The organism is Kitasatospora sp. NPDC086791 (assembly GCF_040685975.1).
GTDB lineage: Bacteria > Actinomycetota > Actinomycetes > Streptomycetales > Streptomycetaceae > Kitasatospora.
Genome location: NZ_JBFBOC010000020.1, coordinates 14,124 through 35,595 on the forward strand (window position 1 = coordinate 14,124; position 21,472 = coordinate 35,595).

Sequence of the window (21,472 nt, forward strand, 5' to 3'; positions counted from 1 at the left end):
GCCGCTCGCCGTTCCCGGGCCCGGACCGCGTCGCCCGCCGGACCGCGCCGCCCGCCCGCCCGCCGGACTCGGCCGGCTCGCCGCACCCGGGCAGCCCCCGCCCCCTCGAACTGCCCGTCGCGGTGGACCAGAATGGAAGGGCCCGCTCGGTGGGGGCCACGGGCACCCGTTCCGCTCCCGACGCCAGCGGGAGGACATCGTGCACGACCGAACCGACCGGCTCGCCGACAGCAGGTACCTCCTGCTCACCACCTTCGACGAGGACGGCAGCCGGATCGAGTCCCAGCTCTGGGTGGTACCGGACGGCACGGCGCTCGGCGTCTGGACCCCCGCGCACTCGGGCGAGGCCGAGCGGATCCGCCGCCACCCCCGGGTGCTGATCGGCCCCTGCGACGCCCACGGGCGCCGGACCGGCCGCAGCGTCCCGGCCCGCGCGCGGTTGTGCGACGCCGACGCGACCGCGCGCTACCGCGCCTCGCTCATCGACAAGTACGGCCTGACGGCGCTGATCGCGCTCGCCCGCAGCCGGTTCCGGGTCGGGCTGGCCGGGACGGTCGGGATCCGGATCACCCCGAACGAGCTGGAGCAGCGGCTGGTCGGGCCGGAGTGGCGGCCGCCGGGTTCGTACTGCGTGAACTGAGGGCGGCGCGGGCAGCGGGGCGGGGCCGGCGGGCCGGTCGCCCGGCCGGTCCCCGCCCTCAGGCCACGTCGCCCTCACGTCACGCCGTGAGGCCACGTCGCCCTCAGGTCCCGTCGTCCGGCGCCTGCGCCAAGTCCCCGGGCTCGCAGGCCTCCCGGCCGGTCCCGACGTGAACGACCTTGACGGCCCGTTCCGGGCCGCCGGGCACGACCTGCTGCTCGTGCCCGCAGCGCGGGCAGATCAGCGGGATCCGCAGGCGGGCCGACGACTCGTGTCCGGTGCCGCTGCCGGCCGGGCGCGGGGCGGTCACGACAGCGGGTGGGTCGGGAGCGGGTTGGCCTCCTGGATCTCGCGGTGGGCCTTGGTGAGCAGCTGCGAGGCGAGGTCGTTGAGCGCCCGGGCCCCCGCGACCTCCTCGCCGACCCGCAGCTGCTCCGGGTCGGAGGGGTGACGGCTGCTGTGGCCGTGGGCGCGCAGTTCGGTCCCGTCACCGAGCCGGAGCATGGCGGCGGCGCTGGTGCGCGGGCCGTCCTCACGGAACTCCATCTCGATGTGCCAACCGACCAGAGTCTGCGTCTGCATGGCGGATCACCTCCATCGGTTACCCCTCCAGAGTGCGCCGCACCCAGCGTGAACACCAGGCCAGCCGGGCCGGGCCCACGACGGAGGCCCGGGGAGGCCGCCGGGGAGACTGCGGCGGAGGCCACGACGAAGGCCGCGACGGGGCAAGTTGAACGTGTTCAAGTCGGCGGCGTAGAGTCGGCGGCGAAGCTCATTTGAACGCGTTCAAAGGGGAGTGTGTCCGCCATGGGGAAGGGCACCACCGAACTGGTGGACCTCCTGGTCCTGCTCGGCATGGGAGCCGTCGTCCCGCTCGGCCTCGCCCTGATCGGCGAGCCCGGGCTGAAGCGGGCCGGTCGGCGCGAGCCGGCGGTGACGCCGTGGTGGGACACGCACCGGTACCGGTGGGGTTCGCCGGACACCGCCTGGCTCCACGACCCCTTCCTGCACCCGCCGTTGAGCCTGCCCGACTACGTGCGGCGGCAGAACGCGCTGCTGGACGGCGCCGAGCTGCCCGGCTGCCCGGCCTGCGGGGAGGAGGGCCCCGCGGTGCCGGTCCCGACCGGCCACGGCCACGCCGAGCTGTGCCGCTCCTGCGCACGGGTGCTGACGCCCTGCCCGTGCGGACAGTGGCACAGCTTCGAGCCGACGATCCGGATCGGCTGGAGGCGCACCTGGCGGCGGGAACACATGTCCGGCACCGGCGAGCCGGATCCGCACTGGCCCGGCGTCCGGGGAACGGCCCGGATCGAGCGGCTGGCCGCGTACCACTCCGCGCACGGGCCGTCCTGAGCCGAGGCCTCGGCAGGCCAGGACGCGCGCCCCGGGGTTCGGACGCTGATCGGCCACCGCCTCCAGGGGCCGATCAGGCCCGGTGGGCCGGGACGGCGACCAGGAGGGCGCCGGTGTCCTGCACGCGCACCTCGAAGTGGTCGATGTCGCCCGGCTGGAGGGCCGCGCCGCCGGTGGTGCGCAGCACGCCGTCGTTGCCGTAGCTGCCCGCCGGGACGGTCCAGGTGTTCACCGTCTGCTGGCCGCCGCTGTGCGAGACGGCGACCAGGCTGCAGGTCAACGGGCCCCGGACACCGGAGAGTTGCATGCTGACCCGGCTGCCCCAGGTGGTGCCGTCCACGCCGACGGCGGCGTGCGCGCCGGTGGCCGGGTCGGTGGCGCTGAACTGCTCGGCCACGGCGATCACGGCGGGGGCGTTGTCGGCGGTGAGCACCGCGGCCGTGATGGCGGGGCCCGCCGCCACCATCGCGGTCGCGGCCAGGGCCAGGACCAGCCGCCGCACCCGGCCGCGCCGCCGGACGCTGCCGACCTCGGCGACCAGCCGGTCCAACAGCTGCGGGTCCGGGTGCGGGGCGGGGCCGGCCGGATCCCGTCCGGCGGCCTTCGCGGAGCTCGCGTACTCGGCCAACAGCGGCTCCACGAAACCGAGTTCGGCCACCTGCTCGGCGCACTGCGGGCAGGTGGCGAGGTGCTGCTCGAAGGCGGCGTGCTCGGCGGGCTCCAGCAGGCCGAGGACGTAGGCGCCGGCGTCGACGTGCTCCGGGCCGTCGAAGACGCGGTCCGGGTCGCCGGGCGCACCGCCGGGACCGCCAGGCTTGCCGGGCACGCCGTGCGGCCCGTCGGACATGCCGGGCACCGGGTCGGGGCGCTTGGTCACGATGTCACTCCCCGTTCCTCCAGCGCGAGCCTGAGCGAGCGCAGTGCGTAGAACACCCGGGACCGCACGGTCCCGGCCGGGATGCCGAGTTCGGCGGCCGCCTCGTTGGCCGTACGGCCCTTCAGATAGGTCTCGACGATGATCTCGCGGTGCGCGGGCGAGAGGTCGCCGAGCGCGTCCGCGACGGTCATCATCCGCAGTGCCCGGTCGAGTTCGTCCTCGGCGGGCAGCACCTCCATGGCCGACGCGTCCACCTCGCGCGGCCTGGCCCGGGCGCTGCGGTGCTCGTCGATCACGATCCGCCGGGCGACGGTGACCAGCCAGGGGCGCAGCGAGCCCGCCGCCGGGTCCAGGCGGTGGATGTTGCGCCAGGCCCGGACCAGGGTCTCCTGGACGACGTCCTCGGCCCGCTGCCGGTCACCGGCGACCAGGTGGAGCACGAAGCCGAAGAGCGGACCGGCGTGCTCGTGGTACAGGGCGCGCATCAACTCCTCGTCCGACGCCCCCGTGCCGTGGCCGGCCGTGCCGCCGACGGGGTGCTCCTGGGTCACCGCTTCATCGTTGCGCACCCGGGCCTCCTGGTCGAGGGCGGTCGGCATCGGTCAGTAGCCCGGGCTGCTGGGCTTCGGGCTGGGGGTGGCGGGGCTCGGGCCGGAGTGGGTCGTGGCGCCCGCCTTGCCGCCGCTCGGGGTCACCGCGAACCAGGTCCCGCCGACGCCCTGGCCCTTGGTGTCGCCGGGCTTGGTGTCCGGCGAGTAGCGGTAGACCGGCCAGCCGTTGACGGTGATCTGCTTGGTGCCGTCGGAGCGGGTGACGGTGCCGACCAGCTTGCTGTCGATGCCCTTGACCGTGACGTCGCCGTTGGCGTGCTCGGGCGGCCAGATCACGGCGCAGCCACCGTTGCAGGAGGACTCCGGCGGGCTGCTCCGGTCCTGGTCGAACCGGTAGAGCGTGAAGCCGGAACTGTCGGTGACGATCTTGCCCAAGGTGGGGTCGTCGGCGGTCTGCAGGGTCGCGCCCGCCGGGGCGCTCGCGCCGCCCGACGTGCCCGGCGCACCGGGTGCGGTCGAGGCGTTCGGCGGGCTCGACGTGCTCGGCGCGCCCGACGTGCTCGGCGCGCTCGACGTGCCGCCTCCGGAGGACCCGCAGCCGGCGATCAGGGCGGCCGCCGCGATGCCGGAGGCGGCCAGCACGGCTGCCCGGCGGGTACGGGGTTCGCTGTGCATGAGGTGCCTCCCGAGGTCTGAACGGACTGGACACCCTTCTGTACGGGCGGTAACAGCCGACTGCTCAATGCGCGGGCTCGCCGGAATAGCGGGCCGGGCGGCGCCGTTGTCGCGGGCACATGGCCTGTACCGCCCCCTCCGGAAGGGAAGGAATCGCGAGATGAGCAGCACGGTCGAGCTGACCAAGGAGAACTTCGACGACATCGTCCCCGGCCCGGCGGGCAAGGACTTCGTCTTCATCGACTTCTGGGCCGGATGGTGCGGTCCCTGCCGCCAGTTCGCCCCGGTGTACGAGAAGGCGGCCGCGCGCCATTCGGACCTGGTCTTCGCCAAGGTGGACACCGAGGCGCAGCAGGAGTTGGCCGCCGCGTTCGGCATCCAGTCGATCCCGACGCTGGCGATCATCCGTGAGGGCGTGCTCGTCTTCTCCCAGGCCGGCGCGTTGCCGGAGGCGGTGTTCGAGGACCTGATCGGCCAGGCCCGTGGCCTGGACATGACCGAGGTGAAGCGGAAGGTCGCCGAGGAGCAGGCGGCCGACGGCCAGGTCTGACCCTTCCTCGCCGCACCCGCGCCGCGCCCTGCGGGACCGGGCGGCGGATATTCCGCTGCCCCCTTCCGCTTCCACTCCTAGAGTCGTCGGTGACAGCGGCCCCACCGGGGGCCTCCCCGGAGGCCCCACCGCCGAAGGAGTGATCCGCCATGGGCACGTTCGTACTGGTCCCCGGGTTCTGGCTCGGCGCCTGGGCCTGGGACGAGGTGGCCGCGCCGCTGCGCGGGGCCGGGCACCGGGTCTTCCCGGTGAGCCTGCCCGGGCTGGCCGAACGGGCAGGCGAGGCGGGCGAGTTCGGCCTGGAGGAGCACATCGCCGACCTGGCCGGCCTGCTGGTCCGCGAGGACCTGTGGGAGGTCGTGCTGGTCGCCCACAGCGGCGCCAGTGCCCCGGTGGGCGGGCTCGCGGACCGGATGCCGGAGCGGATCCGCCGGGTGGTGTACCTGGACAGCGGCCCGCTGGTCGACGGCGCCAGGATCTACGACCTCTGGTCGCCCGACTACCAGCGGACGGCCGACGCCTCGGTGGTCGACGGTCGGCTCCCGATGCCGTCCTGGGAGTTCCTGGGCGCCCACGGCGCCGGTACGGAGGGGCTGGACGAAGCCACCCTGGCCCGGGTCCGGTCCCTCGCCACCCCGCACCCCGTCGGGGCGTACCGCGACGAACTGCGGCTGACCGGCGCCGGGGCCGCGCTGCCGCACGCGCTGGTGTCCTGCTCCTTCCCGCTCTCCCAGGTCCGCGAGCTGATCGCGGTCGGCCACCCGTACTTCGCCGGGATGGCCGGGGCGAACTGGGAGCTGCGCGAGCTGCCCACCGGGCACTGGCCGATGTTCTCCCGCCCGGCCGACACGGCGGCGGTGCTCGCGGAGCTCGGCGCGCTCTGATCCGAGCCCGCCCGGGCCCGCCGGGCCGTCCCCGGTCTGTTCCCCGCGCGCACCGGTCCGTCCTCCGCGCGTCCTGCGCGTGTCCGTCCGTCGCGCCGGCGCGCCCGGCCCGGCAGGATGGGGCCCACGCCGTACCCGAGCGGAGAGCGAGACCCGATGAGCGAGCAGACCGGCCGCAGCGAACCACCGGCCGCCGGGCCCGAGTTCAGGCGGGTCACCACCGCCGTGGTCACCGGGAGCGCCGCCGACGCGCCGTTCCACGTGGACGTCAAGGCCGGCACCCACCCGCTGACCTCCGACGAACCGGTGCGGCGCGGCGGCTCGGACAGCGGACCGGAACCGTTCGCGCTGCTGCTCGCCTCGCTCGGCTCCTGCACCGCGATCACCCTGCGGATGTACGCCGACCGCAAGGCGTGGCCGCTGGAGGCGGTCCGGGTCAGGCTCGGGTACGAGACGGACGGCAGCCGGGGCCGGATCTCCCGCCGGGTCGCCCTCACCGGCGGCCTGGACGGGGACCAGCGCGCCCGGCTGCTCGACATCTGCCAACGCACGCCCGTCACCCTCGCCCTGCGGGCCGGGGTGGCCATCGACACGACGGAGGACCGGGCATGACCAGCACCGCCGAGGAGTACGACGTCATCGTCCTGGGGGCCGGCCCGACCGGCGAGAACGTGGCGGACCGGGCGGTCGCCGCCGGGCTGCGCACGGTGATCGTGGAGGCCGAGCTGGTCGGCGGCGAGTGCTCGTACTGGGCCTGCATGCCGAGCAAGGCGCTGCTGCGCCCGGTGGCCGCGCTGGCCGACGCCCGCGCGGTGGCCGGCTCCCGGGAGGCGGTCGGCGACGGGCGGCTGGACCCGGCCGCGGTGCTGGCCCGCCGGGACTCCTTCACCTCGCACTGGAGCGACGACGGCCAGGTGCGGTGGCTGCGGGAGACCGGCATCGAGCTGGTCCGCGGCCACGGCCGGCTGGCCGGGGAGCGGACGGTGACGGTGGAGGCCGAGGACGGCGCCGAGCGGGTGCTCACCGCCCGGCACGCCGTGGCGGTGTGCACCGGCAGCCGTCCGGTGCTGCCCGGGCACGTGCCGGGGCTGGCCGAGGCCCACCCGTGGACCAACCGGGAGGCCACCGGCGCACCGGCCGTCCCCGGGCGGCTGGCGGTGGTCGGCGGCGGCGTGGTCGGGGTGGAGATGGCCACCGCCTGGCGGGCGCTCGGCTCCCAGGTGGTGCTGCTGGTGCGCGGCGACCGGCTGCTGCCGCGGATGGAGCCGTTCGCGGGCGAGCTGGTCGCCGAGGGCCTGCGGAAGGCCGGGGTGGACGTCCGCTTCGACACCCGGGTCACCGCGGTGGGGCGGACGGACGGCTCCGGGCCGGTGACCCTGACGCTCGGGGACGGCGCCGACCTGACCGCCGACGAGGTGTTGTACGCGACCGGCCGGGCTCCGCGCACCGCGGACATCGGGCTGGAGCAGGTCGGGCTGAAGCCGGGCGACTGGCTGGAGGTGGACGACAGCTGCACGGTGCTCGGGGTGGACGGCGAGTGGCTGTACGCCGCCGGGGACGTCAACCACCGGGCGCTGCTCACCCACCAGGGCAAGTACCAGGCCCGGATCGCGGGAGCGGCGATCGCCGCCCGCGCCCAGGGGCGCCCGCTGGACACCGCGCGCTGGGGCGCGCACGCCGCGTCCGCCGACCTCGCGGGCGCGCCGCAGGTGGTGTTCACGCAACCGGAGGTCGCCGCCGTCGGCCTGACCCTCGCCGCCGCCGAGGAGGCCGGGCTGCGGGTCAAAGCCGTCGACCACGACCTCGGCGCCGTCGCCGGGGCCTCGCTGTACGGCGACGACTACCGCGGCCGGGCCCGGGTGGTCTTCGACCTGGACCGCGAGGTGCTGGTCGGCGCCTGCCTGGTCGGGCCCGGGGTGGCCGAACTGCTCCACTCGGCGACCGTCGCGGTGGTCGGCGAGGTGCCGATCGACCGGCTCTGGCACGCGGTGCCCGCGTACCCGACGATCAGCGAGGTCTGGCTGCGGCTGCTGGAGGGCTGCCGGGGGTAGCCCTCCCGGCCGGACGGCCTCCCGGGTGGACGGGACGGCCTCCCCGGGTGCACCGGACGGCCTCCCGGGTGAACGGCGCGGCGAGATGTGACCACCGGTGGACGGCGGGACACTGGCAGTCGGGGGCCGTCCCGGGGGGCCGTGCTCGTGATCAGGTGGTGTGAGGCATGACCGAGGTGCTGTTGGCCGTCGGAACCGAGAAGGGCCTCTTTCTCGGCCGCAGCCGCGACCGGCTGACCTGGGCGTTCAGCGGGCCGCACTTCCCGATGAACGCGATCTACTCCGTCTCCGTCGACCGCCGCGAGGACCGGACCAGGATCCTGGTCGGCGCCGACAGCAGCCACTGGGGCCCCTCGGTCTGGCGCTCCGACGACCTCGGCGCCAGCTGGCACGAACCGGCCCGGCCGGCCATCCGGTTCCCCGAGTCCACCGGCGCCTCGCTCACCCGGGTCTGGCAGCTGCAGCCCGCCGGGGCCGAGGCGCCCGGCGTCGTCTACGCGGGCACCGAGCCAGCCGCGCTGTTCCGCTCCACCGACGGCGGCGAGACCTTCGCGCTGGTCGAGTCGCTCTGGGAGCACCCGCAGCGGCCGCAGTGGGGTGCCGGCTACGGCGGCCAGGGCCTGCACACCATCCTCACCGACCCGCGCGACCCGCAGCGGCTGCTGGTCGCCGTCTCCAGCGGCGGCGTCTACCGCAGCAAGGACGGCGGCGACAGCTGGGAGCCCTCCAACACCGGGCTGCGCGCCGAGTTCTTCCCGGAGCAGAGCCAGTACCCCGAGTTCGGCCAGTGCGTGCACAAGATCGCCCCCGACCCCGTCCACCACGACCGGCTCTACCTGCAGAACCACGGCGGCGTCTACCGCAGCGACGACTGGGGCGGCAACTGGCGCTCGATCGCCGACGGGCTGCCCGCCGAGTTCGGCTTCGCCGTCGCCGCCCACCCGCGCCGGGGCGACACCGCCTACCTCTTCCCGCTCGGCGGCGCCGACGACCGCATCCCGCCCGGCCGCCGCTGCCGGGTCTTCCGCACCGGCGACGGCGGCACCAGCTGGCAGGAGCTGGCCGACGGCCTGCCCGGCGAGGACCACTACGGCATCGTGCTGCGCGACGCCCTGCGCACCGACGACGCGGACCCGGCCGGGATCTACTTCGGCAACCGGACCGGCGACGTGTACGGCAGCCGGGACGAGGGCGAGAGCTGGTCGCTGCTGCTCTCCCACCTGCCGGACGTGCTCTGCGTCCGCGCGGCGGTGGTGGCCTGAGCCCGGCCGACCGCCGACCGCCGACCCGAAAACCGGTTGCCCCGGCGCCCGGTTCTGGTGAGCATGAGCCGCCGACGAACGATCTCGTGCGGACTCGTGGAACGGGGTGGGCCATGGCGGAAGCAGACTGGGTGGTCAGGCACGACGGCGACGGCACTCCGGTGCTGCGCTACCAGCTGGGCGAGCGGGAGGGCCGGCCCTGGGCCGACCTGCTGGAGGTGCTGGACGCATCGGCGGACGCCGCCGGGTTCATCCGGGCCGAGCTGCCCGGCTGGGTGGTCTCCGGCAGCCCGGAGCTCGGGCGGCGGCTGCTGGCGGACGGCGCGACGGTGCTGCGGCACGCGCACACCTTCCGGCGGGACCTGCGCGCCGGTCCCCCGCCCGCCGACTGGGCCGGGGCACCGCTGCGCGAGGGCCTGCGACCGGTGCCCTGCGACCGCGCGCCCGAGGAACTGTTCGAGGCCTGGCGGGCCGCCTTCGGGCCCGGGCACGTCGACCACTTCCCGGGCGACGACGCCCAGGCCCTGGCGGACCGGCTCGGACTGCTGCTCGCCGGGAGGGCGATCGGCCCGGTCCTGCCCTCCAGCGTGCTCGCGGTGGACGCCGAGGACCGGGTGGTCGCGGGCGTGGTCCTGACCGACCGCGGCGGCCTGCCGTGGATCGCCGACGTCTTCCGCCACCCGCAGCGCGGCTACCGCGGCCTCGGCGCCGATCTGCTGCGCCGGACGGTCGCGGACGCCGCCGCGCGCGGCCTCGCCGACGTGCACCTGGTGGTGTCCGAGGGCAACCCGGCCCGCCGGCTGTACGAGTCGCTGGGCTTCCTGCTGCAGGAGACCTCGCTGACGGTGACCGTGCCCGGGAGCGTCCGGGGACACTCCTAGCCGATCCGGCTGCCCGGCGCCGGTGCGCACCGGCGCCGGGCAGCCGGCCGGTGCGGGCCGGCGCTAGCTAGGCGGTCGGCCGGTGCGCGCCCTCGACCCGGGCGCCGCGCACGACGACCGTGGTCAGGCCGACCGCCACCAGCAGCTCCGCCCAGAAGAACGCCGCGTAGTCCAGCAGCGAGCCGATCGGCGGGTTGCCGGGCGCGGCGTTGCGCATGCCGACCAGGGCGAACAGGGTGGCCGCCATCCAGCCGAGGGCGGGCCAGACGATCCCGCGCCGCTGCCGGACGATCAGCCAGGCCGCCAGCAGCACGGCCAGGGCCAGCGCCCACATCGCCAGCATCATGAACCAGGCGAGGATGAAGGTGCTGCGCGAGCGGCTGATCCGCTCGGTCACCGCGATGCCGCCGTCCTCGGTGTCCACCGAAGCCTGTCGGAACGCGAAGAACGGGTCGCCCTCCAGGATCCCGATCACCACCGGGACCGTCCTCCCCCCGGCGGTGGCCCGGAAGCCGATCGGCGCGTCGTAGCGGTCGAAGGGGTAGTCCGTGACCCGGCCGTCGACCAGGTTGAACGCCACCGCGGTGGAGGCGATCTGCCGGCCGGCCGGGTAGGTGAGCGTGGTCTGCTCCAGCGAGGTGGTCTCCAGCACCACGTCCTGGGCCGGGACGAGCAGCTCGCCGGGCACCTGCAGGGCGCCGTGCGGCTGGACCAGGACCTTCGCGGTGACCGTCTGGGCCGACGCGTCCACCCGCTGGAGGATCACGCCCACCTCCAGGAAGTCCGGGCCGGGCGCGGTGCCCACCACCTGGGCGTGGCCGCGGCTGGAGCGCTCGTCGAGGTAGAACAGCAGCCCGGCGGCCACCGACAGCACGATCGCCACCACCACCGCGTACGCGCGCCAGGGCCTGACCTTCGGCCGGGTCGCGCTCACCGCCCGCACCCGGGTGTGGATGCGGACCCGGGCCCGGGCCGTCGGGCGCGGCGCCCGGACGGCGGTGCGGCGCGGTGGCCGGGCGGCCGTACGGTGCGGCGTCGGCCGGCGCGGCGGCGGCGTGCTCATCGACCTGCTCCCACGGTCGGCGGCGGCACCGGAGGCCGCCCGTCCCGCCAGCGTCGGCACGGGGCCACCCGCCCCGCAAGCCGGGACGGCCGGTCGGGGCCCGCCGGGTCCTCGCGAAACCGGCTGGTCGGAGGCGGTGTGTAGGCTCAACGGTCATGGCGAGGGTGACACGGGACGATGTGGCGCGGGCGGCGGGCACGTCCACGGCCGTGGTGAGTTATGTGATCAACGACGGGCCGCGGCCGGTGGCGCCGGCGACCCGGGCGCGGGTGCTCGCGGCGGTCGAGGAGCTGGGCTACCGGCCGAACCGGGTCGCCCAGGCGATGGCGCGGCGGCGGACCGACCTGCTCGGGATGGTCGTGCCGGACGCCCGTCAGCCGTTCTTCGCCGGGCTCGCGCACGCCGTCGAGCAGGCCGCCGCCGAGCACGGCCGACTGCTGCTGATCGGCAACTCCGACTACGCCGACGAGCGGGAGGCGCACTACATCCGCGCCTTCCTCGGGATGCAGGTGGACGGCCTGATCCTGGTCACCCAGGACCCGGCCACCCCCGGGCTGACCGGCTTCGACGCGGCCGACGGCACCCCGGTCGTCCTGCTGCACCACCGCGCCGAGAGCGCCGACGGCGTCTCCGTGGTCGCGGACGACGAGGGCGGCGCCCGCGAGGTGGTCCGCCACCTGCTCGGGCACGGGCACGCCGAGGTGCACTGCTTCGGCGGCACCCGCGCGCTCAGCCCGCACGACCCGGTCACCGGGCGGACGGCCGGCTGGGTCGCCGCCCTGGAGGAGGCCGGGCTGTCGGCCGAGGGGCGGCTCACCCCCGCGCCGTTCGACCGCGTCCGGGCGCACGCCGAGGCGCACGTCCTGCTGGCCCGCCCCGACCGGCCGTCCGCCGTGTTCTGCGCGACGGACGACCAGGCGATAGGCCTGCTGCGGGCCGCCGACGACCTGGGGATCCGGGTGCCGGAGGACCTCGCGGTGGCCGGCTTCGACGACATCGCGGAGGCGGTGATCGCCGGACCGGCGCTGACCACCGTGACCACCGCGCAGGACGAGATGGCCCGGGCCGCGCTGGAGCTCGTGCTCGGCCGGGCCGAGCACCGCGCCACCGGCGCCCGGACCTTCCCGGCCCGGCTCGTGGTGCGGCGCTCCTGCGGCTGCCCGGCACCGGACCGGACGGCCCTGGGCTGACACCGGGCGGCCCGTGCCCGGGGTGCCCTCGCCCGGATTGCCCGCGCCCCGGCCGCACCCCGGCCGCTCAGGCCGCCCCGGCCGGGCGTCAGTTCAGCCGGAACGTCGCCTCGACCGGGTAGTGGTCGCTGGGCGCGAGGGTGTCGAGCTGCCCCGGCACCCAGCCCGCCTGCGGGTCGAAGTCGACCTTCACGGCCGACATCGCGGTCGGCACCGGGCGGCCCGGGGCGTTCAGGTAGCCGATGTAGTCGAGGTCGTCCCGGTAGTCCTTGGGGAAGGTCTCGACGCCCGCCATGTACTGGCACCAGGAGGAGACCGGGCAGTCCATGGTGGTCCGGTTCTGCCCCGGGTCGGTGGCCGGGGTGCCGAGCACGCCGTTCACCGCGTTCTGGGCGTTGGCGTAGTCGCCGCGGGCCTGGCCGTGGACGTACTCGACGTTGAGGTCGCCGCCGATCAGCACCGGGGCGCCGCTGCCGGCGATCCCGTCCACCCAGGCGCGGATCTCGGCGAGCTGGCCGAGCCGGGTGGACTGGGTGGTGTCGGTGGAGACGTCCGACTCGTCGGCCTGCAGGTGGGTGCCGACCACCCAGGCGGTGCTGCCGTTCTTGGTCACCTTCACCAGCGCCGCGCCCTTGTTGGCGTGGTAGTCCCAGGTGCCGTACGTCGAGTTGCCGAAGACGTGGGCGTACTGGGCGGTGATCGGGTACTTGGAGAGGATCATCGTGCCGCCGTTGATGACGAACCACGAGTTGGAGCAGTTGCCGCTGACGCCCGTCCAGCCGCCGCCGGAGCAGGTGCCGCCGACCACCGGGGTCCGGTACGGGTAGAGGTCGGCGAGCCTGGCGTTGATGTCGGCGGTCGAGCTGTTGTTGAACTGCTCGTCCAGGATGACGACGTCGGCGTCGTGCTGACGGACGATCTGCTCGATCACCGGGGTGCGGCGGGCGGCCTGCTCGTTCTGGGTGCTGTCGACGACGGCGGTGCCGAGGTCGACGTTGAAGGCGAAGACGGACAGCGTGGTGGGGCTCGCCGGGGTGCCGGCGGTGGCGGCCGGGGCGGTGCCGCCGAGCAGCAGTGCGGCGGCTGCCGCCGAGGTGAGCGCGGTGGCCGTGCGACGCGAGAGCATGGGCGTTCTCCTGGGGGATTCGTCTACCCTGCGGGGCCCGGGCGCCGGGGTGACCGGCGGCGGGACGTGGCGGGGGAACGCTAGCTACCGACCGGTACGTCGGGGAGAACGCCAGGAGAGCAGTTCCGGCCGATCATGTGGCCGTGAGATGTCTGTACAGCTCTGCGCGGGTGGGCGACAAGATGTCTGTACACCCTCGACCACCCGCGCCCGCGCGGACCGTCGGCGACCGTCAGCCGTCAGCCGTCAGCCGTCGAGCAGTTCGCCCGCGAGCAGATCCATCAGCAGGTTGTCGTGCCAGGTGCCGTCCGAACCACGCTCGTACTGGCGCATCGTGCCGACCTCGCGGAAACCGACCTTGGCGTAACAGCGGATCGCGGCGAGGTTGTCCGCGGCCGGGTCGATCACCAGCCGGTGGTAGTGGTGCTCGTGCACCAGGTACCGGGCCATGGTGCGCACCGCGTCAGTGCCCAGGCCCAGCCCGTGCACCGTCGGATCGAGGTAGAGGTCCATCCCGGCGTGCCGGTACTCGTCGTCGTTGTTGGCGTACCACTGGATGGCGCCGACCACCTGGCCGCCCAGGTCGATCGCGAAGGTCTCCGTGTCGGGCGATTCCAGGTCGTTGGCGACCTCGGCCGGCAGGTCGTCACCGCCGCGCCAGCGGGAGAACACCTCGGGCGTGCCGCGGATGGCCGCCAGGGCCGGGATGTCGTCGGTGGTGGCCGGTCGGAGCGTCACCAGCGCGCCGTGCAGAATCGTCCCCATACGGGGCATGTTGGCATGGAAACCCGGCTCCGGCGAGTGTTTCGCCGCAGGTGACGGGCACTGGGCGGCGGGGTGGACCGGCCCGCGTCCGGAACCCGGTGAAGAATCCCCCGTGGCCGGTGTCGATCCGGCGCCGGCCCGTTCGACGCAGGGGTGAGAGGCGGGGAGAGGCCCCGCCCGACCGACCGAGGAGTCACCATGCCGCGCTTCATGACGCTGGTCCGGATCGACGAGCAGGACCGCGCCGGCTGGGAGCCGGACCCGGGGTTCGAACAGCGGATGGGGGCCCTGTTCGAGGAGATCACCAAGGCCGGCGTGATGCTGGAGACCGGCGGGCTGACCCCGACCTCCCAGGGCACCCGGCTGACCTGGAACGACGGGAAGATCGGCCACACCGACGGGCCGTTCACCGAGACCAAGGAGGTCGTCGGCGGCTACGCCATCCTGCAGTGCAAGGACCGGGCCGAGGCCCTGGAGTGGACCCGGCGGTTCCTGCGGGCCCACCCGGTGCACTGGCCGGTCGAGGCCGAGCTCCGGCAGATCGAGGAGATGCCCGAACCGCCGAAGTAGCAGGAGTGGCAACCGTGGCCGTGTTTGCCTCCCGCTCCGCCGGCTGCTCTGATGGGTGGCCGTGACGGAGAGGGCTGGAACGAACGGCACGACGGCGGCGAGCGGCACGGCGGCGAGCAGCGTGGCGACGAACGAAGCGGTGGCGGCGGACCGGACCGCGGCGGCGGCCGTCGAGACGGTGTTCCGGATCGAGTCCGCCCGGATCATCGCCGGGGTGGCCCGGATCGTCCGGGACGTGGGCATCGCCGAGGAACTGGCGCAGGACGCGCTGGTGGCCGCGCTGGAGCGGTGGCCGCGGGAGGGCGTCCCGGACAATCCGGGCGCCTGGCTGACGGCCACCGCCAAGCACCGGGCGATCGACCTGGTCCGCCGCCGGGAGGTCTACGCCCGCAAGCTCGCCGAGGTGGGGCGGTCCGCGGAGGACGTGCCGCCCCCGGAGCCGTCCGAGCCGGACGACATCGACGACGACCTGCTGCGGCTGATCTTCACCGCCTGCCACCCGGTGCTGTCGGCGGAGGCGCGGATCGCGCTCACCCTCCGGCTGCTCGGCGGGCTGGCCACCCCGGAGATCGCCCGCGCCTTCCTGGTGCCCGAGTCGACGGTGGCGCAGCGGATCGTCCGGGCGAAGCGGACGCTGGCGAAGGCGGCGGTGCCGTTCGAGGTGCCGTACGGGGAGGACCGGGCGCGGCGGTTGTCGTCGGTGCTGGAGGTCATCTACCTGATCTTCAACGAGGGGTACTCGGCGACCGCCGGGGACGACCTGCTCCGCCCCCAGCTGTGCGAGGACGCGCTGCGGCTGGCCCGGGTGCTGGCGGCACTGGCGCCGGCCGAGCCGGAGGCGCACGGGCTGGCCGCGCTGCTGGAGTTCCAGGCCTCGCGCACGGCCGCCCGGACCGGGCCGGCCGGCCGGCCGGTGCTGCTGGCGGACCAGAACCGGGCCCGCTGGGACGGGCTGCTGATCCGGCGCGGCTTCGACGCCCTGCAGCGGGCGGGCACCGGGCCGTACTCGGTGCAGGCCGCGATCGCCGCGTGCCACGCGAAGGCGCGGCGCTACGCGGACACCGACTGGGCGACCATCGCCGCGCTGTACGAGCGGCTGCTGGTGCTGTCGCCGTCGCCGGTGGTGGCGCTGAACCGGGCGGTGGCCGTCTCGATGGCCCAGGGCCCGGCGGCCGCGCTGGAGTTGGTGGACGCGCTGGCGGCGGAGCCGGCGCTGCGCGGCTACCACCTGCTGCCGAGCGTGCGGGGCGACCTGCTGGCCCGGCTGGGGCGGACGGACGAGGCCCGGGCGGAGTTCGAGCGGGCGGCGGAGCTGACCCGCAACGAGCGGGAGCGGGAACTGCTGCGGGAGCGGGCGGCCGGCCTCGGGGCGGGCCGGGACCCCGAGGAGGGTTAGGACTCCGGGGAAGGGGTCAGGGCTCCGGGGAGGGCTCAGGGCTCCCCGGTGGGTCAGGGGGTCTCGTCCAGGCGCAGCCGGGCGCTGACCTCGCCGAGCCCCTCGGCGAGGACGGCCAGTTGCTCGCGGGTGAGCACGTCGATCAGCAGCTCGCGGACCAGGGCGACGTGCCCGGGCGCCGCCTGGCGCAGCATCTCCCGTCCCTGGTCGGTGAGTTCGGCGAAGACGCCGCGCACGTCGCTGGGGCAGGAACGGCGGGCGACCAGGCCCGCCCGTTCCAGTTGGGTGACCTGGTAGGTCAGGCCACTCTTGGAGGTGACCAGCTTGTCGGCCAGCTCGGTCATCCGCAGCGAGTCGCCGGGGGCCGCGGACAGGTGCACCAGGATCTCGTACTGCTGGTGCGAGAGGCCGCAGTCCTCCTTGAGCTGGCGCTCCAGCCGGCGGTTCAGCAGGTTGCTCGCGGTGACGAAGCCCCGCCAGGCGGCCATCTCGTCCGGGTCCAGCCAGCGGGGTTCGTTCAGTGAGGACATGGGGCGAAGCCTACTCCTGTTGTTCAAATTCGAACGAAGGTGTACCGTCGACCGGAGTAGACGTTCAAATTTGAACTACCATGGAAACCGGCCACACCAGCCACCGTGAACCTTCACGATCCGGTCCCGAGGAGGACGCCATGAGCGCCGCGGCCCCCGAGCGCATGCCCGCCCTGTACCTGTCGCACGGCGCTCCGCCGCTGGCCGACGACCCGATCTGGCCGGGCGAGCTGGCCGCCTGGGCGGCCGACCTGCCCCGACCCAAGGCCGTGCTGATGGTCTCCGCCCACTGGGAGGAGGCCCCGCTCGCCCTCGGCGCGGTCACCACCGTCCCGCTGGTCTACGACTTCTGGGGCTTCCCCGAGCACTACTACCGGGTTCGGTACGCCGCCCCCGGCGCGCCGGAGCTCGCCGAGCGCGTGCGCAAACTGCTGCGCGCCCCCGGTACGCCCGTCCAGGACATCCCCGACCGCGGGCTCGACCACGGCGCGTACGTCCCGCTGGTGGAGATGTACCCGGCGGCCGACCTCCCGGTGCTCCAGGTCTCGCTGCCCACCCTCGACCCGCAGCGGCTGCTGGAGATCGGCCGCAAGCTCGCCCCGCTGCGCGACGAGGGCGTGCTGATCGTCGGCAGCGGCTTCTTCACCCACAACCTGCGGGCGCTCAGCCGCGACGGCCGGATCAGCTCGGTGATGGCCGAGTTCGACGACTGGGGCCGGCGCGCCCTGGAGGCCCGCGACCTGGACGCGCTGCTCGACTTCGAGCACAAGGCCCCGGCCGGACGCCTCGCCCACCCGCGCACCGAGCACTTCGCCCCGCTGTTCGTCGCCCTCGGCGCGGGCGAGGCGGACCTGGACAGCCAGCACAGCGTCATCGACGGGTTCTGGATGGGGCTGGCCAAGCGCTCGATCCAGCTGGGCTGAGCCTCCCGGGCACCGGGTGGAGGGGCGCCCGTCGCCGGTCGCTCGGTGGCCGTCGCCCGTCACCCGTCGACCGTCGCCCGTCGACCGCCGTCCGTCACAGGGAGCAGCAGGTGAAACGCTCGCCGATGTGCTCGGGCTGCTCGATCTCGTCCACCAGGGCGACCGCGTAGTCCGGCACCGAGATCCGGCTGCGCCCCTCGGCGTCGGTGAGGAGTTGCTCCAGGCCGGTGCGGTAGCGGCCGGTCCGCTCCCCCGGGCCGATCTCGGCGGCCGGGCTGAGCACCGTCCAGCGGAGGTCGGAGACCGTCCGGTAGTAGTCCAGCGCCGCGCCGTGCGCGTGCATGATCTGCAGGACGGCCTCCGGCAGCCCCGGGGCGTCCCAGCCCCGGACGCCCGGCGCGGTCTCCAGGCTGCCCGCGCCGCCGACCGCGATCAGCCGGGGCGCCGCGCCGTCGAGCCTGCGCAGGCCCTCGACCAGGGAGCGGGCGGCGGGCTCGATCAGCGCCAGGTGGCCCGGACCGTCGCCGCCGCCGACGGCGCTCACCAGGACGTCCCGGCCGGCCGCGACCCGGGCGACGTCCGCCGGGTCCAGCACGTCCCCGCGCTCCACGGCGGCGGCCCGGCCCCGGTAGCGCTCCGGGTCACGGACCACGGCGGTGACCTCGTGGCCGCGCGCCGCCGCCTCCGTGACGACCGCGCCGCCGATGCTGCCGTTGGCGCCGATCACGGCGATCCTGGCCATGGGGTACCTGCCTGGTGGCTCGGTGGGGCCGCACCTGCCGGACGGCGTCGGACAGGTCGATTATCGGGCGGATTCCCGGCGGGGACCGGGGGGTTGGGCCTCCCGTGTGACGCCCGGCCGGGACCGCCCGGTGGCGGCGGGCCCGGTCGGGCGTACCGGGTCAGGCGTACCGGGGCCAGGCGTACCCGGTCAGGCCTGCTCGGTGGCGATGCGCTCGGCCTTGCTGCGCTCGACGCAGAACTCGTTGCCCGCCGGGTCGGCCAGGGTGATCCAGCCCGTGCCGTCCGGTCGGCGGTGGTCGGCCAGCACGGTGGCGCCCAGGGCGACCAGGCGCTCCGCCTCCTCGTCCCGGCCGCGGTCCTGCGGCTGCAGGTCGAGGTGGACCCGGTTCTTCACCGACTTGCCCTCGGGCACCCGGATGAACAGCAGCGAGGCGCCGGCGGACTCCACCACGACCTCCTCGTCACCCGGCTTGTCGTCCTCGCCCAGGGTGCCCTGCAGCACCTCGGCCCAGAACGTGGCCAGGGCGTACGGGTCGGCGCAATCGATCGTCACATGTCGTACCAGAGAAGCCATGGGCCTACTCTGACCTGTGTCATTCGGATCCGTCCAGCCTTTTCCGGGAGTGCCGGTGGCCGTCCAGCGGGTACGGCGGGAAGGCCGGGACGACCTCCGCGAAGGCGTAGCCGCTCTTCTCCGCGACCCGGCAGGAGGCGTGGTTGTCCCCCTCGTGCAGCAGGTCGATCCGGCACAGGCCGTCCTCCGCGAAGGCGGCGAACGCCCAGGTGGTGAGGGCCTCCACCGCGCGCGGGGCCACCCCCCGGCCACGGGCCGGGCCCGCCGTCCAGTACCCCACCTCTGCCGTCTCCCCGCCCGGAGTGCCGCGCTTGAGCACGACGTTGCCGACCAGCTCGCCGTCGTCCAGGACCGCGAAGGAGTACCGGGTGCCCGCCGCCCAACCTTCGTACTGCAGCCCGAGCCAGTGCGCGGCCTGCCCGACGTCGTCCACCGGGGTGCGGGTGTAGCGGCGCAGGGTCTCGTCCCGGTAGGCCTCGACCAGGGCCGGCGCGTCGACGTCCTCGAAGGGGCGCAGCACCAGGCCGTCGGCCACCGGGTGCGCGGCGACGGTCACTTCTCCAGCCCTTCCCAGCCCCAGCGCGGGATCGGACCGGGCTCACCGAGGTCGGTGCCGGCCGGGGAGGCGGAGACGTCCTCGGCGATCTTCGTGCCCCAGTCGAAGTACTCCAGCACCTGGCGGCGCAACAGCTCGTCCGCCGGCAGCTCCGCGCGGACGGCCTCGGCCATCAGCTCCATCCAGCGCAGCCGCTGCTCCTCGGTGATCGCGAGGCCCACGTGGGCGCGCAGCAGCGCCTGGTGGCCGCCGAGGCCGTCGGTGAAGGCGGTCGGGCCGCCGAAGACCTCGGCCAGCCAGACGGCGACGTGCTCGGTGTGGGTGGGGGTGAAGCCGGCGAAGACCGGCGCGAGCAGCGGGTCGGCGAGGACGGCCCGGTAGAAGGTGTGGCTGAGGCGGCGCAGCGCGTCGATGCCGCCGACGGCCTCGTACAGGCTCGTGGGCCGTTCGTCGCTCATGAGTGTGCTCCCCGTGGGTGTTGTGACCGCGCGGCCTGACCGTGCGATGCGGCCGTTCGATGCGGCTGTTCGGTGTGACCTTCCTAGCAGGCGGACGGCGCGGACGCCGGGGTCGCGGGCCCGCTGTTCGCGCCGGGCACAGCAAGTGGAATCCGGTGCTCCCCTCCCCCCGGGACGCTCGTCCGCTGGACCGACGAGCGTGTGCCGGCGGTCGGGCGGCGGCCGAGGAGCCCAGGGGGTCGAGGACGCGTGACACCCCCGATCGGGGGTGTGCAGGGGGCGGGCGGGAGAGGACAGTGGGCCCATGCAGATTCCACTCTCCGTGATGGACTTCCTCGACCGGGCCGAGCTGGTCTACGGCGACCGGGTCGGCATCGTCGACGAACCGGTGCAGCCGGCCGAATCCTGGGGCGAACTGAGCTACCGCCGCGTCGCCGAACTCGCCCGGGCCCAGGCCGCCGGGTTGGACCGGCTCGGCGTCGGGCCCGGCGAGCGGGTCGCGATGGTCTCGCACAACTCGGCGCGGCTGCTCACCTCCTTCTTCGGGGTGAGCGGCCACGGCCGGGTGCTGGTGCCGGTGAACTTCCGGCTGAAGGCCGAGGAGGTGTCGTACATCGTCGAACAGAGCGGCGCCTCCGTCCTGCTGGTCGACCCCGAACTCGCGGACCAGCTCCACGAGGTGGTGGCCAAGCACAAGTTCGTGCTCGGCGCCGACAGCGACGCCCTGCTGTACGACTTCGACAACTCCCCCAGACGGTACGCGGTCTCCGAGAACGACACCGCCACCATCAACTACACCAGCGGAACCACCGCCCGCCCCAAGGGCGTTCAGATCACCCACCGCAACGCCTGGCTGAACGCGACGCTGATGGGCCTGCACTACGGCGCGAACGACCGGGACGTCTACCTGCACACCCTGCCGATGTTCCACGCCAACGGCTGGGGCCTGCCGTTCTCCCTCACCGGGCTCGGCGCCCAGCACATCGTGCTGCGCAAGGTCGACGGCGCGGAGATCCTGCGCCGGGTCGAGCGGCACGGGGTGACCTTCCTGTCCGGCGCGCCCGCCGTGGTCCAGATGGTGCTGGACGCGGCCGCCGACTGGGAGGGCCCGGTGCCCGGCCGGGACCGGGTGCGGATGATCGTGGCCGGCGCCCCGCCGCCGACCTCGGTGGTGCAGCAGGTCGAGGGCCAGCTGGGCTGGGAGTTCATGCAGCTCTACGGCCTGACCGAGACCTCGCCGATCGTCACGGTCAACCGCTCGCGGGCCGAGTGGGACGCCCTGCCGGCCGCCGAGCGCGCCGAGAAGCTGGTGCAGGCCGGCGCCCCCGCGCTCGGCACCCGACTGCGGGTGGACGCCTCCGGCGAGGTGCTGGTGCGCTCCAACACCGTGCTGGACGGCTACTGGCAGCAGCCGGAGGCGACCGCCGACGCGCTGCGGGACGAGTGGTTCCACACCGGGGACGGCGGCATCCTGGTGGACGGCCAACTGACCATCTCGGACCGGAAGAAGGACGTCATCATCAGCGGCGGGGAGAACGTCTCCTCGATCGAGGTGGAGGACTGCCTGTACGACCACCCGGCGGTCGCCGAGGCGGCGGTGATCGGGGTGCCGGACGAGAAGTGGGGCGAGACGGTGAAGGCCCTGGTGGTCCTCCGGGAGGGCCACGGGCCGGTCACCGAGGCCGAGTTGATCGCGCACTGCAAGCAGCGGCTGGCCGGCTACAAGTCGCCCACCTCGGTGGAGTTCCGGGACGCGCTGCCGCGCACCGCCACCGGGAAGCTGCAGAAGTTCCGGCTGCGCGAGCCGTACTGGACCGGGCGGGACCGCCAGGTCAACTGAACCCGGCGGGAGC

The 21,472-nt window shown here is 74.6% G+C and carries 26 protein-coding genes; 13 read left to right on the forward strand and 13 right to left on the reverse strand.

Features of this window, described 5'->3' with window-relative positions:
- The first annotated feature begins 199 nt into the window (after positions 1-199).
- Positions 200-640: a PPOX class F420-dependent oxidoreductase gene (locus tag AB0Q99_RS23900; protein ID WP_363574959.1), complete on the forward strand. Its 441-nt coding sequence runs from the start codon at positions 200-202 to the stop codon at positions 638-640.
- A gap of 103 nt (positions 641-743) precedes the next feature.
- On the opposite strand, the gene AB0Q99_RS23905 is transcribed toward AB0Q99_RS23900, so the two are convergent.
- Both AB0Q99_RS23905 and AB0Q99_RS23910 read right to left on the reverse strand, forming a co-directional pair.
- On the reverse strand, positions 744-950 hold the full coding sequence (locus AB0Q99_RS23905) for a hypothetical protein (RefSeq protein WP_363574961.1): 207 nt from the start codon (positions 948-950) through the stop codon (positions 744-746).
- Positions 947-1,222 carry a DUF1876 domain-containing protein gene (locus AB0Q99_RS23910; RefSeq protein WP_363574962.1) on the reverse strand — a complete coding sequence of 92 codons (276 nt, stop codon included), beginning with the start codon at positions 1,220-1,222 and terminating at the stop codon, positions 947-949. Before AB0Q99_RS23910 ends, AB0Q99_RS23905 begins: the two co-directional genes overlap by 4 nt.
- 225 nt (positions 1,223-1,447) lie before the next feature.
- Between AB0Q99_RS23910 and AB0Q99_RS23915 the strand changes: the two genes are divergently transcribed.
- The gene (locus AB0Q99_RS23915) at positions 1,448-1,993 is read left to right on the forward strand and encodes a hypothetical protein (protein WP_363574964.1); all 546 of its coding nucleotides are present in this window, start codon (positions 1,448-1,450) and stop codon (positions 1,991-1,993) included.
- Between the two features lie 73 nt (positions 1,994-2,066).
- Here AB0Q99_RS23915 and AB0Q99_RS23920 read toward each other — a convergent pair whose 3' ends face one another.
- The 3 genes from AB0Q99_RS23920 to AB0Q99_RS23930 are packed head-to-tail and all read right to left on the reverse strand — an operon-like array spanning position 2,067 to position 4,096.
- The gene (locus AB0Q99_RS23920; RefSeq protein ID WP_363574966.1) at positions 2,067-2,870 is read right to left on the reverse strand and encodes a zf-HC2 domain-containing protein; all 804 of its coding nucleotides are present in this window, start codon (positions 2,868-2,870) and stop codon (positions 2,067-2,069) included.
- Positions 2,867-3,421, reverse strand: coding sequence for a sigma-70 family RNA polymerase sigma factor (locus AB0Q99_RS23925; protein WP_363575132.1), 555 nt, complete (start codon positions 3,419-3,421; stop codon positions 2,867-2,869). The genes AB0Q99_RS23920 and AB0Q99_RS23925 overlap by 4 nt, the downstream gene beginning before the upstream one ends.
- Before the next feature lie 51 nt (positions 3,422-3,472).
- On the reverse strand, positions 3,473-4,096 hold the full coding sequence (locus AB0Q99_RS23930) for a hypothetical protein (RefSeq protein WP_363574968.1): 624 nt from the start codon (positions 4,094-4,096) through the stop codon (positions 3,473-3,475).
- 160 nt (positions 4,097-4,256) lie between these two features.
- Between AB0Q99_RS23930 and AB0Q99_RS23935 the strand changes: the two genes are divergently transcribed.
- From AB0Q99_RS23935 to AB0Q99_RS23960, 6 genes are all read left to right on the forward strand, one after another.
- A complete protein-coding gene (locus AB0Q99_RS23935; protein ID WP_363574970.1) occupies positions 4,257-4,646 on the forward strand; it encodes a thioredoxin domain-containing protein in 390 nt (129 codons plus the stop codon).
- 149 nt (positions 4,647-4,795) lie between these two features.
- A complete protein-coding gene (locus tag AB0Q99_RS23940) occupies positions 4,796-5,530 on the forward strand; it encodes an alpha/beta fold hydrolase (protein WP_363574972.1) in 735 nt (244 codons plus the stop codon).
- Positions 5,531-5,686: 156 nt separating this feature from the next.
- Entirely contained in the window at positions 5,687-6,142 is a 456-nt protein-coding gene (locus AB0Q99_RS23945; RefSeq protein ID WP_363574974.1) for an OsmC family protein, read from the forward strand.
- Positions 6,139-7,581, forward strand: coding sequence for an NAD(P)/FAD-dependent oxidoreductase (locus tag AB0Q99_RS23950; protein ID WP_363574976.1), 1,443 nt, complete (start codon positions 6,139-6,141; stop codon positions 7,579-7,581). The genes AB0Q99_RS23945 and AB0Q99_RS23950 overlap by 4 nt, the downstream gene beginning before the upstream one ends.
- 167 nt (positions 7,582-7,748) lie before the next feature.
- Positions 7,749-8,843 (forward strand): exo-alpha-sialidase, encoded by a 1,095-nt coding sequence (locus tag AB0Q99_RS23955; protein ID WP_363574978.1) that lies wholly within the window; start codon positions 7,749-7,751, stop codon positions 8,841-8,843.
- A 113-nt stretch (positions 8,844-8,956) separates the two neighbouring features.
- Positions 8,957-9,724, forward strand: coding sequence for a GNAT family N-acetyltransferase (locus AB0Q99_RS23960; RefSeq protein ID WP_363574980.1), 768 nt, complete (start codon positions 8,957-8,959; stop codon positions 9,722-9,724).
- Positions 9,725-9,791: 67 nt separating this feature from the next.
- Here the strand turns inward: AB0Q99_RS23960 and AB0Q99_RS23965 are convergent, their stop codons facing one another.
- On the reverse strand, positions 9,792-10,787 hold the full coding sequence (locus AB0Q99_RS23965) for a DUF4436 family protein (RefSeq protein ID WP_363574982.1): 996 nt from the start codon (positions 10,785-10,787) through the stop codon (positions 9,792-9,794).
- Positions 10,788-10,942: 155 nt separating this feature from the next.
- On the opposite strand from AB0Q99_RS23965, the gene AB0Q99_RS23970 reads away from it, so the two are divergent.
- Positions 10,943-11,977, forward strand: a complete 1,035-nt coding sequence (locus tag AB0Q99_RS23970; protein ID WP_363574984.1) for a LacI family DNA-binding transcriptional regulator — start codon at positions 10,943-10,945, stop codon at positions 11,975-11,977.
- Between the two features lie 88 nt (positions 11,978-12,065).
- On the opposite strand, the gene AB0Q99_RS23975 is transcribed toward AB0Q99_RS23970, so the two are convergent.
- Positions 12,066-13,103: a sphingomyelin phosphodiesterase gene (locus AB0Q99_RS23975; RefSeq protein WP_363574986.1), complete on the reverse strand. Its 1,038-nt coding sequence runs from the start codon at positions 13,101-13,103 to the stop codon at positions 12,066-12,068.
- Positions 13,104-13,349: 246 nt separating this feature from the next.
- The gene (locus AB0Q99_RS23980; RefSeq protein WP_363574988.1) at positions 13,350-13,868 is read right to left on the reverse strand and encodes a GNAT family protein; all 519 of its coding nucleotides are present in this window, start codon (positions 13,866-13,868) and stop codon (positions 13,350-13,352) included.
- 198 nt (positions 13,869-14,066) lie between these two features.
- Between AB0Q99_RS23980 and AB0Q99_RS23985 the strand changes: the two genes are divergently transcribed.
- Both AB0Q99_RS23985 and AB0Q99_RS23990 read left to right on the forward strand, forming a co-directional pair.
- Complete coding sequence (locus tag AB0Q99_RS23985) at positions 14,067-14,438, forward strand: YciI family protein (RefSeq protein ID WP_363574990.1); 372 nt, start codon at positions 14,067-14,069, stop codon at positions 14,436-14,438.
- A 121-nt stretch (positions 14,439-14,559) separates the two neighbouring features.
- Positions 14,560-15,834 (forward strand): sigma-70 family RNA polymerase sigma factor, encoded by a 1,275-nt coding sequence (locus AB0Q99_RS23990; protein WP_363574992.1) that lies wholly within the window; start codon positions 14,560-14,562, stop codon positions 15,832-15,834.
- Between the two features lie 53 nt (positions 15,835-15,887).
- Here AB0Q99_RS23990 and AB0Q99_RS23995 read toward each other — a convergent pair whose 3' ends face one another.
- Complete coding sequence (locus tag AB0Q99_RS23995; protein WP_363575134.1) at positions 15,888-16,355, reverse strand: MarR family transcriptional regulator; 468 nt, start codon at positions 16,353-16,355, stop codon at positions 15,888-15,890.
- A gap of 149 nt (positions 16,356-16,504) precedes the next feature.
- Here AB0Q99_RS23995 and AB0Q99_RS24000 point away from each other — a divergent pair, with 149 nt between their 5' ends.
- The gene (locus AB0Q99_RS24000) at positions 16,505-17,287 is read left to right on the forward strand and encodes a class III extradiol ring-cleavage dioxygenase (protein ID WP_363574994.1); all 783 of its coding nucleotides are present in this window, start codon (positions 16,505-16,507) and stop codon (positions 17,285-17,287) included.
- Positions 17,288-17,381: 94 nt separating this feature from the next.
- Here the strand turns inward: AB0Q99_RS24000 and AB0Q99_RS24005 are convergent, their stop codons facing one another.
- From AB0Q99_RS24005 to AB0Q99_RS24020, 4 genes are all read right to left on the reverse strand, one after another.
- Positions 17,382-18,029, reverse strand: coding sequence for an NAD(P)H-binding protein (locus AB0Q99_RS24005; RefSeq protein WP_363574996.1), 648 nt, complete (start codon positions 18,027-18,029; stop codon positions 17,382-17,384).
- Between the two features lie 189 nt (positions 18,030-18,218).
- Positions 18,219-18,605: a VOC family protein gene (locus AB0Q99_RS24010; RefSeq protein WP_363574998.1), complete on the reverse strand. Its 387-nt coding sequence runs from the start codon at positions 18,603-18,605 to the stop codon at positions 18,219-18,221.
- Positions 18,606-18,624: 19 nt separating this feature from the next.
- Positions 18,625-19,161 carry a GNAT family N-acetyltransferase gene (locus AB0Q99_RS24015; RefSeq protein WP_363575000.1) on the reverse strand — a complete coding sequence of 179 codons (537 nt, stop codon included), beginning with the start codon at positions 19,159-19,161 and terminating at the stop codon, positions 18,625-18,627.
- Entirely contained in the window at positions 19,158-19,619 is a 462-nt protein-coding gene (locus AB0Q99_RS24020; RefSeq protein WP_363575002.1) for a group II truncated hemoglobin, read from the reverse strand. The genes AB0Q99_RS24015 and AB0Q99_RS24020 overlap by 4 nt, the downstream gene beginning before the upstream one ends.
- 304 nt (positions 19,620-19,923) lie before the next feature.
- Between AB0Q99_RS24020 and AB0Q99_RS24025 the strand changes: the two genes are divergently transcribed.
- On the forward strand, positions 19,924-21,459 hold the full coding sequence (locus AB0Q99_RS24025; RefSeq protein ID WP_363575004.1) for an AMP-binding protein: 1,536 nt from the start codon (positions 19,924-19,926) through the stop codon (positions 21,457-21,459).
- Positions 21,460-21,472 lie beyond the last annotated feature (13 nt).